This is a genomic window from Arenimonas sp. (genome assembly GCF_022842045.1).
GTDB lineage: Bacteria > Pseudomonadota > Gammaproteobacteria > Xanthomonadales > Xanthomonadaceae > Arenimonas.
This window is the reverse complement of sequence record NZ_JALHQI010000013.1, coordinates 38,831-54,630: the sequence shown is the minus strand read 5'-3', so window position 1 is coordinate 54,630 and position 15,800 is coordinate 38,831. Positions and strand designations below refer to the sequence as shown.

Annotated in this window: 15 protein-coding genes; 6 read left to right on the top strand and 9 right to left on the bottom strand. The window is 68.3% G+C overall.

What is annotated here, in order from left to right:
* From Q0C12_RS04895 to Q0C12_RS04880, 4 genes are all read right to left on the bottom strand, one after another.
* The coding region (locus Q0C12_RS04895; RefSeq protein ID WP_290886978.1) for a TolC family protein at window positions 1-938 on the bottom strand (938 nt) is incomplete at its 3' end.
* Window positions 939-991: 53 nt separating this feature from the next.
* On the bottom strand, window positions 992-1,354 hold the full coding sequence (locus Q0C12_RS04890) for a hypothetical protein (protein WP_290886975.1): 363 nt from the start codon (window positions 1,352-1,354) through the stop codon (window positions 992-994).
* A gap of 40 nt (window positions 1,355-1,394) precedes the next feature.
* Window positions 1,395-1,739, bottom strand: a complete 345-nt coding sequence (locus Q0C12_RS04885) for a DUF3703 domain-containing protein (RefSeq protein WP_290886972.1) — start codon at window positions 1,737-1,739, stop codon at window positions 1,395-1,397.
* Window positions 1,736-2,305 carry a cation transporter gene (locus tag Q0C12_RS04880; protein ID WP_290886969.1) on the bottom strand — a complete coding sequence of 190 codons (570 nt, stop codon included), beginning with the start codon at window positions 2,303-2,305 and terminating at the stop codon, window positions 1,736-1,738. The genes Q0C12_RS04885 and Q0C12_RS04880 overlap by 4 nt, the downstream gene beginning before the upstream one ends.
* Before the next feature lie 154 nt (window positions 2,306-2,459).
* Between Q0C12_RS04880 and Q0C12_RS04875 the strand changes: the two genes are divergently transcribed.
* Entirely contained in the window at window positions 2,460-2,924 is a 465-nt protein-coding gene (locus Q0C12_RS04875) for a helix-turn-helix domain-containing protein (protein ID WP_290886966.1), read from the top strand.
* A 76-nt stretch (window positions 2,925-3,000) separates the two neighbouring features.
* On the opposite strand, the gene Q0C12_RS04870 is transcribed toward Q0C12_RS04875, so the two are convergent.
* The 3 genes from Q0C12_RS04870 to Q0C12_RS04860 all read right to left on the bottom strand — a co-directional run bounded on the left by Q0C12_RS04870 (window position 3,001) and on the right by Q0C12_RS04860 (window position 8,365).
* Window positions 3,001-4,215: a hypothetical protein gene (locus tag Q0C12_RS04870; RefSeq protein WP_290886963.1), complete on the bottom strand. Its 1,215-nt coding sequence runs from the start codon at window positions 4,213-4,215 to the stop codon at window positions 3,001-3,003.
* A 37-nt stretch (window positions 4,216-4,252) separates the two neighbouring features.
* Window positions 4,253-5,734: a TnsD family Tn7-like transposition protein gene (locus Q0C12_RS04865; RefSeq protein ID WP_290886960.1), complete on the bottom strand. Its 1,482-nt coding sequence runs from the start codon at window positions 5,732-5,734 to the stop codon at window positions 4,253-4,255.
* A gap of 252 nt (window positions 5,735-5,986) precedes the next feature.
* Window positions 5,987-8,365, bottom strand: a complete 2,379-nt coding sequence (locus Q0C12_RS04860; RefSeq protein ID WP_290886958.1) for a response regulator — start codon at window positions 8,363-8,365, stop codon at window positions 5,987-5,989.
* Between the two features lie 157 nt (window positions 8,366-8,522).
* On the opposite strand from Q0C12_RS04860, the gene Q0C12_RS04855 reads away from it, so the two are divergent.
* The gene (locus Q0C12_RS04855) at window positions 8,523-9,101 is read left to right on the top strand and encodes a TIGR00730 family Rossman fold protein (RefSeq protein WP_290886955.1); all 579 of its coding nucleotides are present in this window, start codon (window positions 8,523-8,525) and stop codon (window positions 9,099-9,101) included.
* Between the two features lie 4 nt (window positions 9,102-9,105).
* Here Q0C12_RS04855 and Q0C12_RS04850 read toward each other — a convergent pair whose 3' ends face one another.
* Together Q0C12_RS04850 and Q0C12_RS04845 are read right to left on the bottom strand one after the other, a co-directional pair.
* Window positions 9,106-9,495 carry a TfoX/Sxy family protein gene (locus Q0C12_RS04850; protein ID WP_290886952.1) on the bottom strand — a complete coding sequence of 130 codons (390 nt, stop codon included), beginning with the start codon at window positions 9,493-9,495 and terminating at the stop codon, window positions 9,106-9,108.
* Between the two features lie 21 nt (window positions 9,496-9,516).
* Window positions 9,517-10,005 carry a GAF domain-containing protein gene (locus Q0C12_RS04845; RefSeq protein WP_290886949.1) on the bottom strand — a complete coding sequence of 163 codons (489 nt, stop codon included), beginning with the start codon at window positions 10,003-10,005 and terminating at the stop codon, window positions 9,517-9,519.
* An 81-nt stretch (window positions 10,006-10,086) separates the two neighbouring features.
* On the opposite strand from Q0C12_RS04845, the gene Q0C12_RS04840 reads away from it, so the two are divergent.
* The 4 genes from Q0C12_RS04840 to Q0C12_RS04825 all read left to right on the top strand — a co-directional run bounded on the left by Q0C12_RS04840 (window position 10,087) and on the right by Q0C12_RS04825 (window position 15,795).
* Window positions 10,087-10,815, top strand: a complete 729-nt coding sequence (locus Q0C12_RS04840; protein ID WP_290886946.1) for a TMEM175 family protein — start codon at window positions 10,087-10,089, stop codon at window positions 10,813-10,815.
* A complete protein-coding gene (bioD, locus tag Q0C12_RS04835; protein WP_290886943.1) occupies window positions 10,812-11,477 on the top strand; it encodes a dethiobiotin synthase in 666 nt (221 codons plus the stop codon). The genes Q0C12_RS04840 and bioD overlap by 4 nt, the downstream gene beginning before the upstream one ends.
* A gap of 124 nt (window positions 11,478-11,601) precedes the next feature.
* Entirely contained in the window at window positions 11,602-12,729 is a 1,128-nt protein-coding gene (locus tag Q0C12_RS04830; protein ID WP_290886940.1) for an efflux RND transporter periplasmic adaptor subunit, read from the top strand.
* 12 nt (window positions 12,730-12,741) lie between these two features.
* On the top strand, window positions 12,742-15,795 hold the full coding sequence (locus Q0C12_RS04825; RefSeq protein ID WP_290886938.1) for an efflux RND transporter permease subunit: 3,054 nt from the start codon (window positions 12,742-12,744) through the stop codon (window positions 15,793-15,795).
* The last annotated feature ends 5 nt before the right edge of the window (window positions 15,796-15,800 follow it).

The window sequence follows — 15,800 nt, the reverse complement described above, 5'->3', positions numbered from 1 at the left end:
AGCTCGGCGCGGGCGGCACGGATCGCGGGTTCGGCGCGGCGCCGGTTGCCCAGTGGCACCGACAGCCCGCCCATCAGGGCCCAGTCCTCGCTGCCCTGCAGGCGGCGCAGGCCCACTTCCCACTCGATATCGGGCCGTGCCTGGGTCTGGGCCAGCTGAAGGCGGGCTTCGCGCAGGCGGGCTTCGCCGGCGAACCGCTGCAGCTCGGGCGTGCGCTCGAGCAGCGTGACAAGCTGGTAGAAGTCGGGCGTGTCGGGCAGGGCCAGCAGGTCGCCCGCCACGGTCCCGACCGGCTCGCCGCCCCACATCAGGGCCAGTCGGCGGCGGGCGGCGTCGGCAGCCGCGTTCGACCGGGCAAGCTCCAGTTCGGCGCGGGCCACTGCGGCTTCCGCGCCCAACTGCACCGAGGCCGGTGAAGCGCCAGCCCCCACGCGACGACGGGCGGCCGCGGCCGCGGCGCGCCGCTGTGCGAGCGTCGTTTTCAACGCCGCGGCCTCTTCCTGCAGGGCAAGCACGTCCAGGTAGCGGCGGGCAACCTCGGCGAGGAGATCCAGGCGACGGCCTTCGGCGGCGACGTCCAGGCCGGCCAGGCGGGACTGCGCCAGACCCACGCGGGCGTCGCGACGCGTCTGGGGCTCCAACACGGACCCCAGGCTCAGGGTCAGCTCGGCGGCATCGGCGCCGCGGTAGGCGCCGGTGCCCAGGACGTTCTCGACGCTGGCGCCTACCGTCCAGGCGGGCTTCTGCGCGGCCTGGTCGGCGTCGGCGATGAGCGCGGCCTGCTGGAGCGGCAGCCGTCGCAGGTCGGGATGGCGCTCAAGCGTGAGGGCGAAGGCCTGGCGCAGGTGCATGGTCGGCGCGGGCGGTGTGGCCTGGGCCGGAACGGCCAGCAAGGCGCAGCACCATAGGGCGGCCAGGGCCGCCTTGGTTCTCAACATGGGAATTCTCCGGAAACGGGCAGACGGGGCTTGGCCCCGAGGACGTGTGGACGTCAGGCCGCGATCGGAGGCCGCAGGAACCGGGACAGGGGCGAGGGGGCGTGAAGGGGCAGGCTCAGCCGGGGCGGAGCGGCCCCGAGGCGTTGCGCGGTCCAGTCCAGGACCGGCGTAGGCAGGCCGGTAGCATGCAGGCAGCAATCAAAGGCATGCAGCAGGCCATCAAGGGAGCCCGGCTCCGGCGAATTCGCTTCCACGGCCAGTGCCTGGGCGCCGCCGGTGACATCGGCAAGCGCGTGCTCGGCTTCATGCAGCTCGTGAGCCGCCGCCAGCACGGGCTGCACCAGCACGCACAGCACCGTCAGGGCCAGGAAAAGGACCTTCAGGGCGCGAAGCAGGGAGCGCAGGGGCGACGTCATCGAGCCGGAGGATATCGGGTTTGGTTGAGCGGACACAATTTCAGGCGTCCTGTTCATCGAGAATGGCCTGCAATTCCGGGGGCACCGGCATCGGCTGGGTCGCACGCACGTTGGCCCCGCCGGTGTTGCCGAGCGGCACCCAGATCCGCGAGAAGAGCGCCGCCGCGACGATGCGCGTCAGCTGTCCGACGATCTCCCGGCCGTCCTGGCGCTGCCACCCGACCTGCAGCATGCCCAGATGGGTCTTCACGTGCCGCCAGGTGTGTCTTTGGCCGAGGATGTGGGCGCGCTCAAGGTGGCGGAAGGCTTGGTTGAAGTCGCCAGCACGGCGGGCAGCCTGGGCGAGCGTCCATTCGTGGGAAAACGCAGCGGCAAGACGATTCATGGTTTCACTTTCCCCAAGTCGTGCACGACTGCGTGGCGCCAGCCAGGCCAAGCCTCGCGCAGCACCTGCCAGGACGTGTGCAGAAACAGCAGAGCGACCAGCGCGCCGACGACGGCATCCGGCCAGACGCTTCCCGTCAGCGCCACCGCGCCCGCGGCCAGGATCACGCCCGCATTGCTCGCGACGTCGTTGCGCGAACACAGCCACACCGATCGCATGTTCAAGTCATCGCCCCGGTGGCGCATCAGCAGCATGAAGCAAGCCAGGTTGGCCAGCAGGGCGATCGCCGCCACTGCGGCCATCAGGGGGGCCAGCGGCTCGGCCCCTGCCACGACCCTACGCACTACCTCGGCGAGCACCAGCAGCCCGAACGCGCCCTGCAGCAAGCCTTTGAGCACGGCGGCGCCATTGCGCTGCCGCAGGCTACCGCCCACCACCGCCAGGCTCAGGGCGTAGATACCGGCGTCACCCAAGGCGTCGAGGGAATCGGCCTGCAATGCGCTCGAATCCGCCCACCAGCCCGCCGTGAACTCACCCACGAAGAGGGCGGTATTGATGGTCAGCACCGTCCAAAGCACCCGGCGCCTTGCGGCGTCTTGGGCCCGGCTCAGGTTCGTGGCTGTGTCATCACAGTGGCATCCGGACATGGTGTTTCCTCACTAAGTGGCGCTACCCTAAACCCTGTAGTCGCTACGGGGTCAAGCCCTTTGGAGGTCCGTCATGAAGATCGGGGAGGTCGCGGCCGCCAGCGGCTGCCACCTGGAAACGATTCGGTACTACGAGCGTATCGGTCTGCTGCCGCACCCTACGCGCACCCGGAGCGGATATCGGGCCTACAGGAACCAGGATGTTGACCGGATCCGGTTCATCACGCGTGGCCGGGACCTGGGGTTCAGTCTCGACGAAATCCGCAGCCTGCTGCGTCTGACTGAGGACCCGGAGCTGTCCTGCGAACAGGTCGACGCCTTGGCGCGCCACCACCTGGCCGAGATCCAAGCGAGGCTGAAAGAGTTGCGGCAAGTTGCCCGGGAGTTGGAGCGTACTATTGCCGGCTGCGCCGGCGGGCGCCGCGCAGCTTGCGCGATTTTGGAGACGCTGCAACAGAGCGGGCCACGAACTGCTTCAAAGAGACGTGAGAATGTTCATGGAGCAGTTCGAAGTGGCATGCCCAGCACTTCTGACTAGACGCACCCTGGCGGTCCGCTACGTCCGCTCCTGGCCGATAGCCGCACGTGCTGCGGCGAGCGGGCAGAAGATGCAGTCAGTTGGTCTTCGCCTCGCGCCGCCTGAGCAACTCCTTCGCTAGCCACGAATCGGCTTCCCATGATCCATGATCACTCAGCTCCTCCAGAGCAACTGTCGGAAGGCCGGCTATGGCACGTTGCACTTGGTGCCGATGAACGCCCGTGCGCTTGCCGATAGCAAACGCCGTATCGCCGGCTGCCAAGCCCGGCACCATGGCGAGCGGAAAGCCGCTGGCAAGTAGCGAGCCGCGGAGGAGTTTCTCTCTGGCTCGAAGTGGATTCACGTTTCCGTTGGACAGCAGAGGCATGCTCAGCTGCTCGGGGAAGCCTCCCCTGGCGGGAAGTATCCCAAGGGAATCGCAGGCCGTCAGGATGACCAGTTTCTGGGCCACTCGACCCGGCGCCGTACGATGCTCCAACTCGCTCCTCAGGAAATCACGCTGCACGTGGATTCCCAGGATGTCGGGAAGTCGATCCGCGGGCGAATTCCAGGATTGAGTCAACTGCTTCGAAAGTTCACGAACGGCGTTGTCCACAGACCCCATGTGCGCTGCCACAAGATCCATGCAGTGCGCCCAGGCATCGGCTGCAATCATCGGCAGATTGCCTTCGAACAGGTCTATCCAACTACGCATATACGCAACGTAACCGTTCGACGCAGCTTCGAAGCGCAGACTGGATTTCTCAATTGCAACTCCTGTAGGCAGCTTCAACTGCCACATTCTTCCGCCGATGTTGCCTTTAATCTCGATTGCCAGTGCATCGCCGTGAAAGGGACAGTGGTGAAGTGGAGGCAGCACATGGTGGATGCGCCAAGTGGGAAAACCAAGCTCCTCAAGGTCATGCATGAGACAGGTCTTGCAGGACCTGAGATCGGCGGTGGAGAACCGAAATCCCTTCGAAGAAACTGAAACCAGTAGCGGCGTATGCGCCGAATTCTTCCTTCCCTCATCGACGAGGGCCGCGGCCCACGACTCAGCGGCTTGCGGCGGCAATGCTCGCGAGTAAATCCCGAATAGGGTGTGGCGCCGCAGCACTTCCTCTGGCGATACGGACTGGCCGAACAGCGCCCTCGCGGCAAAGCGCACCCGCTCTCCGAACAGGTTTCTTTTCCCGCCGCCAATGTGTCCGTACACTTCTTCGACCGACTTCGCACAGCTATTGCCGCCATTCAGCAGGTGTCGCCAGGCGATCGCGCTGAATATCAATGTGCCGGGAGGTAAATGGGGCACGTAGCCAAGTGAAGTTCCAGACACTCATTCGACTCCGCTAGCGACTACGGCTTGATACGCGCCCTTGTTCCGCAAGCTGGCTCGCCAGCCATTGATGATCGTTGCGATAGAGCCAAGCATAGGAGTTCCCGGGCCTTGAACGGATACTTTTCAGGGACTGATCGGACTGCGTGCGACAGAGTGCAGCAAAGGTGCGCCGCGCGATTTCTCTCTGGCGAGAAAACGCATCCGCCCTGCGTCGCTCCGAGATTTCCGGATCGGTCCCCACGATTCGATAGATCGTGGTCATGGACACGCCGGCGGTGGTGGCGATGTGGGATATCGAATCGCCCTTTTTCAGTTGGCGCCGTATCTTCGCGGCCTTTCGTTCTGCGACCGGCCGACCGCGCGAGGTGTAGGCGATCTTGAGTTTTTTGGCCCAAAGGGTTCCGGTGGTCCGTGACACTCCCAGAGCGTGGGAGGCGGCGGCCAAGGACTTCCCATGGACGGTCACAAGTTCTTTGAATCGATCGAGGCGGTTCGCGGCAGTCACTGCCTGGGCGACGGTCGGTGCAGCGATTTCCCGTACGGGTGCCGCAGGCATGCATGCCTCGAAAAACTGGTCCCACGAATCGGAGATTGCGGCGATGAGCAGCAGATGCTTCAAGGGATGGCCTGGGCGAGCACTGCGACGTGACAGCGAGGCCGCCAGTCCGGGCCACTGATCGTCAATCGCCTTAAGCGGGGCCAGGCCGGGCAGATCATCGAGACCCCGATAGCGGTCTCTGACTAGGGCCACTATACGGGCAGTGCGTAGGTTTCCGTTCCTTGTAGCCAGACCTGCATTCTGCAGGAGACGCTGATAGCCGCGCGTCAACTGCTCCGGTTCCAGCGAAGCGGGCGGAAGCGTCATCAGTCGCGCCGAGTCAGCCGCCAGACGAAGCAGGCGCTCCATGGAAGCGTCGCTTGGTACCGGAATTTCGGCTCGCATGTAGCGGTGTTCGAGCCGCGGCAGCAGCCAGTGACGCCGATGGACCGGGGTGACAGGATCCCAGGCGATAAACAACGGGCAGCGGTGCTTCAAGCAGACGAGGACCGACGGCAATTGGTGTTCGACGTGCCAGTAGGCCCAGCCCCGGCTCGCTTCGTCGTCCGCGCAGCATCTTTCGCAGCCTTTCAAGGGGTGGTGTCCGCCAACCCGGCTTGCCGTGATACCCAGCAGCATTTTGAGGTGGCGGATGGTCCCGGTTCGGAGCAACCCGATGATTTGCTCCGCCCGAGATCGGCGGACGATCGCCAGGTAGTAGCCCAGCAGCGTGTTTCGGAGGGCGATGTCGCGGGTGCTACCCAAGACGCCTCGGGTCGAGCGTTCCAGCAAGTTCAGGCGCGATGGAAAGTCATGGCACAGGGCTGCATATGGCGCCCCGAACAAGCGAGTGCTCGTCGTTCGGGCGCAGACAGCACCGTTCAGTGCGTGCGTGAGACCGCACCAACTGTAGAGTGTTTGGTTTTCATGCAGAGCGGGTAGAATGCCGAACATGGCACCGTCCCCTCAGGGCGGCTGACAAGTACACCACATCGGCGCACATGGACGGCGTGTCTGGCGAACAAAAACCGTTGGAACAAGTATTGTTCTGGCGGTCAGCTACATGGGGGCATGAAATGGGTCTGTTGGATCAACTTTTCTGGATCAATCGTCTTGCTGGTACGCGGGAACCCTGTGTTTCTGCGATGTCCGGTTGGACGATTTATTAGATCGAACCATAAGTCCCTCCCACACTGGCCGGGGGGCTCAGTGCGGGCCGGAGGCCAGCGAGACCTGCCCGAAGTCGTAGTCCAGGCGCGGGCCGCTGGCCGCGAGGGCATCGCCCAGCAGGTAGTCGACGCCCAGCGACCACAGGTCCTGCACGGTGTCGAGGTTGCGGACCGAGTCCACGATCAGGCCGCGGCCGCTGGCGCGCCATTCCTTGACCAGGGCCGCGAACGCGTGGGGCGGCACGCCGTCGATGGCCGCCTGCGGCAGGCGCAGCAGGTCGGCCGGCATCGGCAGCAGGCGCTCGACCCGCGACAGCCCGCCGGAATCATCACCGATCGCCAGCCGCAGGCCGAGGTCCCTGAGCTGCTGCATCACCGGCACCAGGTGCGGCTTGGCCAGCAGATCGCTGGCCGCCACCTCCAGCACCAGGCAGTCCGCCGCCGCGCCCCGCCGCCGGCGTTCGGCCGCCAGCCAGGCCAGCTGGGAATGCTCCAGCGACCCCAGGTCGACGGGCGCAAGCAGCAAGGTGCGCCGGCCCTGTTCGCGCTCGGCCTGGATGGCCTCGAAGGCGCTGAACAAGCCGGCCCGCTCGATCATCGCCAGCGAGCCGGCCTCGCGCGCGGCGGCCAGGTACTCATGGCGCCCGATGCCCGACAGCGGCGCGCGGTAGTCCCGCAGCTTGGTGGCCAGGGCATAGGCGCCAACGTCGCCGGCCTGCAGCGGCAGCATCGGCTGGAATTCATTGACGATGTGTTCGCCGCGGGCGGCGTCCTTCACCAGCTCGCGGATCAGCAGCACCCGCTCGGCGGGCATGTCGCCGTGCTCGCGGCTCAGCACGCCGTCGTGCCGGTTGCCGCCCAGCCGGTGCGCAATCGACATGGCGGCATACGCCGCCGCGAACCAGCGGTCGGGATTCGCGCCGGCGTGGGCCGGCGGCAGCGCCAAACCGATCGAGACGGTGAGCGCCTGCGGCGGCGCGTCCGGCTGCTCGAACGGCCGGCGCGCGACGGCCTGGCACAGGCGCGTGGCCAGCGCCTGGAGTTCCTCGCGGCTATCGCGCCGGGCCAGCACGCCAAAGCCGAACTCCAGCCACAGCGTGTAGGCGTCTTCCGGCCCCAGCTCGGCGCTGAGCCGCGTGGCGATGGCTTGCTCCAGCGCGTACGACGCCGATTGTCCCAGCGACTTGCCCAGGCCATCGGCCTGGTCGAGCCGGATCGACAGCAGCGCCAGCCAGCCATCGCCTGGCTCGCGCATTGCCTGTGCCAACTGGTTCAGGAAATCGCCGCGACGCAGCTGGCCGCTCAGGGCCTCGTGCGACACCCGCGAGGCCGCGGGCAACTGCTGCCGCACCAGGCGGGCGCGCTTGATGCGGCTGCGCACCTCGGCCAGCAGCACCCGCGGGCGCACCGGCTTGCTCAGGAAGTCGTCGGCGCCGGACTGGATGGCCTGCGACCGCACTTGCTCGCGCTCTTCGCCCGAGATCAGCAGGATCGGCAGCAGCGCGTGCTCGGGGCGACGGCGCAGCCGCAGGGTGAGGCCTAGGCCATCGGTGCCGGGCATGTGCAGGTCGAGCAGCAGCAGGTCGGGCGGGTTCGCCGCCAGCCGCGCGACCACCTCCGACGGGTCGGCGCACAGCTCGACCTCGATGCCGCCCTGGCCGAGCACCAGGCGCAGGTACTCGCGTGAGTTCGCGTCGTCGTCCACCACCAGCACCCGGTACGGCTGGTCGCGCGAATGCTGCAGCAGCTCCAGCACCCGGCTGGCCAGGCCTTCCTCGACCAGCCGCCGGGCGTGCAGGGTGGCGCCCTGCAGCAGCAGGTCGAGGCGGTCGCTGGCGCTGTCGCCGCCGATGGCCACGACCACCGTGTTGCCGCTGGCGGGGACCTGGGCCGAGAGGCCATCGAGCACGGCGCAGGCGTCGCGCAGCAGCGATGCCTCCACGAACAGGGCGGCCGCGGGCGTCAATCGCGAGGCTTCCTCCAACTGCGACGCATCGGTGAACCGGCGCAGCAGGTAGCCCGCCTGCTCGAATGCCGCGGTCAATGCCGGCGGGAACTGTTCGCGCGGGGACAGCAGGTCGATGCAGGCCAGGGACCGGGCGCCGGTCGCCAGGTCGCGCGACACGGCTTCGGCCAGGCGTTCGACCAGCGGCGGGAAATCACCGCCGCGCGACGCCAGCGTGGGCTGCCGCTCGACGACGCCGACCAGGTAGGCGTAGAGGTCCAGCGAGCCCTGCCGGATCTCGGGGAAGCGGCGACGTGCGGCCTCGTCGGCGAGCTGGTCGACCGAGTCAAGGCAGCGTTCCAGCAATTCCTCGGGCCATCCCAGGATCTGCAGGCTGCGGCAGTCGCGGACCAGCGCGGCGGCCAGCTCCGCCAGCATGCCCTCGTCATCTTCGGTGGGAACGGCGGCCATGCGGTCTCGGCTGGGCGGGGCGGCGCGGCGGTGCTGCGCCTGGCGCCAGTCTACGACGGCGCCGGCACGGCGGCGCGAAGGTCAGGCGGCTGGGCTTAAACTAGGGACCCGCGGCGCAGCGAGCGCGCCGCCCGTCCGACAGGAACAGGAAAGCACCATGCGCGTCTGCGTTTACGCCGCTTCCAGCGCCCGGGTGGCGCCCGAGTACCACGCCGCCGCCCGCGGGCTTGGCGAGTCCCTGGCCGCGAACGGCTGCAGCGTCGTCTACGGCGGCGGCTCGCAGGGCCTGATGGGATCGCTGGCCGATGGCGCGCTGTCGAAGGGCGGCGAGGTGGTCGGCATCCTGCCGCGCTTCATGGCCGACCTGGAGTGGGGCCACCCGGGCCTGACCCACCTCGAACTGGTCGAGGACATGCGCGAACGCAAGCACAAGCTGCTCACCGGTTCGGACGCCGTGGTGGCGCTGCCCGGTGGCTGCGGCACGCTCGAGGAACTGTTCGAGGCGATCACGCTCAAGCGGCTGGGCATCTACTTCAGCCCGATCCTGCTGCTGAACACGAATGGGTTCTACGCGCCGCTGCAGGCGTTCATGCAGCAGGTGATCGCGCAGAAGTTCATGAACCCCGAGCACCAGGCCATGTGGTCGCTGGTGGACCGCGTGGAAGACGTGCTGCCCACGATCGCCGCGACGCCGAAGTGGCGCGAGGACGCGCGCGAATACGCCGTGGTGCGCTGACGCTTCAGTCGGTGGCGGTCGAGGACGGGTCGTCGAAGCCGAAGTCCGGCTCCGGCATCGCGCCGTCGCCTTCGTCGTTGTGCACGGTGGTCACCGGGCCGGCGGCGGGCATGCGCTTGTTCTTGGGCAGCGGCAGCTTCGCCACTTCGTCACCGGCGGCCAGCACCAGTTCGCTGCGGCGCTCGTCGGGGATCTCCTGCCAGTGGCAGCCCAGGATCGCGCCTTCCAGCGCGTACAGCAGGTTCAGGCTGGGCTTGAAGCCCGCGCGCTTGACCCGGACGTAGGCGGCCAGGGCACCGACGGCGACCAGGTCCTCCTGCGTGCGGATGCCGGTCTGGCGCAGCCACGCCGCCGACTTGGGGCCGATGTTGCGAAGCTTGGTGCCCGAACTCATCCCGTCTCCTTCCGCGGCGGCTCAGGCCGCCGGCAGTGAATCGATGAAGGCCTGCGCAATGGCTTCCAGGCCCCGCTGGTCGTCTTCGTCGAAGCGATCGAGCCGCGGGCTGTCGAGGTCGAACACGCCGACCAGCCGCTCGCCCTGGAACAGCGGCACCACCAGCTCCGAGCGCGAGGCCGAGTCGCAGGGAATATGGCCCGGGAAGGCATCGACGTCCGGCACGCGCTGGGTCTCGCGGGTGGCGGCGGCGGTGCCGCAGACGCCGCGGCCGATCGCGATGCGCACGCAGGCCGGATGGCCCTGGAAGGGACCGACCACCAGCTCGGTGCCGTCGAAGAAATAGAAGCCGACCCAGTTCAGGTCGGGCAGCGCGTGGAAGACCAGGGAGGAGAGGTTGGCGGCGTTGGCCGTGCGGTCGCGTTCGCCGTGCATCAGGCCGCGGGCCTGCTCCAGGAGCTGCGCGTACTGCTCGGGTTTGCTGCCTTCCAAGGTGCCGGTCTGGAACATCGCTGCCTCTCGCAAAGAAGGCCAGTGTAGCAGCGGCACCGGCCACGCTCGACCGCCCCGGGGGCTGATAAAGTCGCGCCCATGGTCTTCACGCCGACACCCCGCCGCATGGCCGATGGCTTCCTCGAGCGGGGCGGGCAGGTCACGCGCGTGGAAGCCTTCGTCGACGCCGCCTTCGCCTTCGCGCTGACCCTGCTGGTGATCTCGGTCGAGCGCGTGCCCACCAGCATCAGCCAGCTGCTCGAGGCGCTCAAGGGCGTGCCGGCCTTCGCCGCCAGCTTCCTGCAGCTGGCGATGTTCTGGGTGGCGCACGCGCGCTGGAGCCGGCGCTACGGCATGGACGACCGCGCCACCACCTTCCTGAGCCTGCTGCTGGTGTTCCTGGCCCTGGTCTACATCTATCCGCTGAAGCTGCTGTTCGGCACCTTCTTCGCCTGGATCACGGGCGGCTGGCTGCCGTCGCCGCTGGAATCGCTGCGCGGCTACTCCGACATCCGCACCATGTTCATGGTCTACGGCATTGCGTTCGCCACCTTGTCGCTGTGCATCGGCGCGCTGTATTCGCGGGCATTGAAGCAGGCCGAGTCGCTGGGCCTGGACCGGGACGAGCGCGCGATGACCGCGGGCGAAGTGGCCAGGTGGTGGCTGGCCGTTGCCGTGGCCGTGCTTTCGGCGGGGTGCGCGGCGCTGCTGCCGGACGATCCGCCGTACTGGCTGGCCGGCGCGCCCGGCCTGGTCTATTTCCTGATGAACCTGTCCTGGCTCGTCGCCCGGCGGGCCCGCGACCGCAGCCTGGCGCGATCGGCATGAGTGGCGCGGGCGTCTTCATCACCGGCACCGACACCGACGCCGGCAAGACCTTCGCCAGCGCGGCCTTCGTGCATGCGCTGCGCCGCGGCGGCGCGCGGGTGGTGGGCATGAAGCCAGTGGCCAGCGGCTGCGCGCCGACCCCGGCCGGCTGGCGCAATGCCGATGCGCTGGCGCTGCAGGCGGCCAGCGATCCGGTGCCCGACTATGCCCTGGTCAATCCAGTCGCCCTGCGCGACCCCACCGCACCGCAGCTGGCGGCGCGGGCCGCCGGGGTCACCGTGACGCTGCCGCCGCTGCTCGCGGCCTACGCGGCCTTGGCCGCGATGGCCGACCGCGTCGTGGTGGAGGGCGTGGGCGGCTGGCTGGCGCCCCTGGCCGATGGCCTCGACCAGTCCGACCTGGTGAAGGCGCTGGACCTGCCGGTGATCCTGGTGGTCGGCCTGAAGCTGGGCTGCCTCAACCACGCCCGGCTCACGGCCCGGGCGATCGCGGCCGATGGCTGCCGCCTGCAGGGCTGGATCGGCAGCACGGTCGAGCCCGGGTTCCCGGACGCCTACGTGGACCTGGTGCGCGCGGCCCTGCCGGTGCCCTGCCTCGGGGTGCTGCCGCATGCGCCGGGGGCCGGCGCGCGCGAGCTGGCCCGCTACCTTTCCGCGGGCTAAACGGCACCGGACTTTTGGCCTAGTGCGTTTTTTGGCGGGCAAGCTAAACTCACCAGTCTAGTAATTACCCCCCCCGCCTCCGGCGACCCCCTGCGGCCGCCAAGCCATTGGCCAAGGTACCCCCATGCCCGCAATCTTCCCGACCCGCCTCCCGGCCGCTGCCACGCTGGCCCTCGTCCTGGGCCTCGCGGCCTGTTCCGGCTCCGGTGCCGGCGACCCGTCCGCCGCGGGCGGCCCGCCCGGTGCCATGGCCCTGCCGGTGGAGGCCGTCACCGTGAAGGCCGAGCCGCTGCAGCAGGGGCTGACCACGGTGGGCACCCTGCGCGCCGATGAGTCGGTGGTCATCCGGCCGGAAATCAACGGTCGCCTGGTGGCGGTGCATTTCGAGGAAGGCCAGCGGGTGGCGAAGGGCGACAAGCTGTTCAGCATGGACGCGTCGGTCACCGCGGCCGACCTGCGCGAGGCGGAGGCCAACTACGAGAACGCGCGCCGCGGCAACGAGCGCGCCACGGACCTCGGTGCCCGCCAACTGCTGTCGCGCTCGGACGTTGACGCGGCCCGCGCCCAGCTCGGCGTGACCCAGGCCCGCGTGGCCTCGGCCCTCGCCCAGCTCGAGAAGACCACGATCCTGGCCCCGTTCTCCGGCGTCATCGGCCTGCGCGAGGTCAGCGTGGGCGCGGTGGTCAGCCCGGGCCAGGCGCTGGTGAACCTGGTGCGCCTGGACCCGATGGAAGTCGACTTCAGCCTGCCCGAGAGCGCGCTGGCCTCGGTGGCGGCGGGCCAGCCGGTCCGCCTGGTGGTGGACGCCTACGCGGGCGAGACCTTCTCCGGCGAAGTGCTGGCGGTCGAGCCGGTGATCGACGTCAACAGCCGCAGCGCCAAGGTGCGCGCCCGCGTGCCCAACCCCGACTACCGCCTGCGACCGGGCCTGTTCGCGCGGGTGACGCTGGAGGTCGGCGAGGCCGGTGCGAGCGCGATCGTGATTCCGGAGCAGGCCCTGCTGCAGGAGGGCGACACCCGCTTCGTTTACGTGGTTCGCGACGGCAAGGCCGCGCGCGCCGTGGTCAAGACCGGGGTGCGCCTGCCCGGCCGCGTGGCCATCACCGAGGGGCTGTCGGATGGCGACCAGGTGATCACCGCCGGCCAGGCCAAGCCCATGATGTTCGAGGGTGCCGAGGTGACGGTGGTGCCGGCCCCCGGCATGGCCGACGCCGCCGCGGCCGCACCCGCGCAGAACGCCGACGTGGACTGAGCGGAGCGCCCCATGGTCCTTTCCGATATCTCGATCCGCCGTCCGGTCTTCGCGACGGTGATCAACCTGGTGGTGCTGCTGGTCGGCATCATCGCCTACGACCGCCTGGCCGTGCGCCAGATCCCGAACGTCGATACGCCGGTGATCACGGTCAACACCAACTATCCCGGCGCCAGCGCGCAGGTGATCGAATCGCAGGTCACCCAGCCCATCGAGGACGCGTTGTCGGGCGTCGAGGGCATCGAGTTCATGCAGTCGGTGAGCCGCGAGCAGTCGAGCCAGGTGACGGTGCGGTTCCGGCTCAACCGCGATCCCGACGGCGCCGCCTCGGATGTCCGCGACCGCGTCGGCCAGGCCCGCGGCGTGCTGCCGGACGAGGCCGACGAGCCGATCATCCAGAAACAGGAAGCCGACGCCCAGCCGATCATCTACCTGGCGTTCTCTTCCGACCGGCACTCGCGGGTCGAGATCGCCGACTACGCCGAGCGCCTGGTCAAGGACCGGGTGCAGACGATCCCCGGCGTCGCCCAGGCCCAGGTCTTCTCCAGCACCTACGCCATGCGGGTGTGGCTGCAGCCGCAGCGGCTGGCCGGCTTCGGCCTGACCCCGGTGGACGTGGAGAACGCGCTGCGGGCCCAGAACGTCGAGATCCCCGCCGGCCGCGTCGAATCGAGCGACCGTGAGTTCACCGTGCTCTCGGAAACCGACCTGCAGACCCCCGAGCAGTTCGGCGAGGTGATCCTGGGCAACGTCAACGGCTACCTGGTTCGCCTCAAGGACGTGGCGCGGGTCGAGCTCGGCTCGCAGGAAGAGCGCTTCGCGGCGCGCTTCAACGGCGTCAACGCGGTGCCGCTGGCGGTGGTGAAGCAGGCCGTGGCCAATCCGCTGGACATCTCCGAAGACCTCAAGGCGATGCTGCCGCAGATCCAGGCAACGCTGCCCGAGGGCATGAAGATCGAAATCGCCTTCGACACCACCATCTTCATCGAGAAGTCGATCGAAGAGGTCTACAAGACGGTCGCCGAAGCGGTGGTGCTGGTGGTGGTGGTGATCTTCCTGTTCCTGCGCAGCTGGCGGGCGACGCTGATCCCGCTGGTGACCATTCCGGTGTCGCTGGTGGGCGCGTTCGCGATCATGTTCGCGTTCGGTTTCACCATCAACACGCTGACGCTTCTGGCCATGGTGCTGGCGATCGGCCTGGTGGTGGACGACGCCATCGTGATGCTGGAGAACATCTACCGGCACGTCGAGGACGGCATGCCGCCGTTCGAGGCGGCGCTAAAGGGCAGCAAGGAAATCGGCTTCGCGATCGTGGCGATGACCCTGACCCTGGTGGCGGTGTACGTGCCGCTGGCGTTCCAGACCGGCCGCACCGGCCAGCTGTTCGTCGAGTTCGCGCTGACGCTCGCCGGCGCCGTGCTGGTCTCCGGCTTCACCGCGCTGACGCTGTCGCCGATGATGTCGGCCAAGCTGCTCAGGCACGAGACCTCGCACGGCCGCTTCTATGAGTTCGGCGAGCGCGTGCTGGGCTCGGTGGACCGCGGCTACCGCGGCCTGCTGTCGACCGCGCTGAAGCTGCGCTGGGCGGTGGTGGCGATGGCGCTGGTGCTGTTCACCGGCGCGGGCCTGCTGTGGGGCAGCCTGCCCGACGAGCTGGCGCCGCAGGAAGACCAGGGCTTCATCATCGGATTTGGCGTCGCGCCCGAGGGCTCCACGGTGGCCTACACCGACCAGTACGCCAAGCAGATGGAGGCGAGCTTCAAGACCATCCCGGAAGTGAAGCAGTACTTCCAGATCGTCGGCTTCCCGTCGGTGACCAACACCATCGGCTTCGTGATGCTCGAGGACTGGGACGACCGCCAGGTCTCCACCCAGGACGTGACCGGCCAGCTGTTCCCACAGTTCATGGGCATCCCCGGCATCATGGCCTTCCCGACGCTGCCGCCGCCGCTGGGCCAGGACGGTTTCGGCCAGCCGGTCAACTTCGTGGTGCAGAGCACCGGCAGCTGGGAAGAGCTGGGCGCCACGGTCGAGGCCCTGATGGTGAAGATGCGCGAGAACCCGCAGCTCACCAATCCCGACTCCGACCTCAAGCTCAACAAGCCGCAGCTGCTGCTGTCGCTCGACCGCGACAAGGTCGCCGCGGTGGGCAGCGACGTCACCACGGTCGGGCGCACACTCGAGACGCTGCTGGGTGGCCGCAACGTGACCCGTTTCAAGCGCGGCTCGGAGCAGTACGACGTGATCGTGCAGGTGGAGGACGACGGCCGCCGTACCCCGGGCGACCTCACCAACATCTTCGTTCGCGCGGGCGACGGCCAGATGGTGCAGCTCTCGAACCTGATCAAGGTCGAAGAGACGGTGGCGGCCAAGGAGCTCAACCACTTCAACAAGCTGCGCGCCGCGACCATCAGTGCCGGCCTCGCGCCGGGCTATTCGATGGGCGAGGCGCTGGAGTGGATGGAGGCGGCGCTGGAGGAAGTGGCGCCCGAGGCGCAGTACGACCTCACCGGGCAGAGCCGCGAGTTCCGCGAGTCCGCCAGTGAGTTCGCGGTGATCTTCCTGCTGGCGGTGGTGTTCATCTACCTGGTGCTGGCCGCGCAGTTCGAGAGCTGGGTGGATCCGCTGGTGATCCTGCTGGCGGTGCCGCTGGCGATGTTCGGTGCGTTCCTGGCGCTCAAGCTGAGCGGCCACGGCAGCTGGAACATCTACAGCCAGATCGGCATCGTCACCCTGGTCGGCCTGATCGCCAAGCACGGCATCCTGATCGTGGAGTTCGCCAACCAGCTGCAGGAACAGGGCCGCTCGAAGTTCGATGCCGTGCTCGACGCGGCGGCGATGCGCCTGCGCCCGATCCTGATGACCACCGGCGCGATGGTGCTGGGTTCGCTGCCGCTGGCCATCGCCTCCGGCGCCGGTGCCGAGGCACGCAACCAGATCGGCCTGGTCATCGTCGGCGGCATGGCGATCGGCACCGTGTTCACGCTGTTCGTGGTGCCGGTGGTCTACCTGCTGCTTGCGCGCAACCACCAGCACGCGGAAGGCGCCGCGCCCGCCGCCGCCTGATTTGA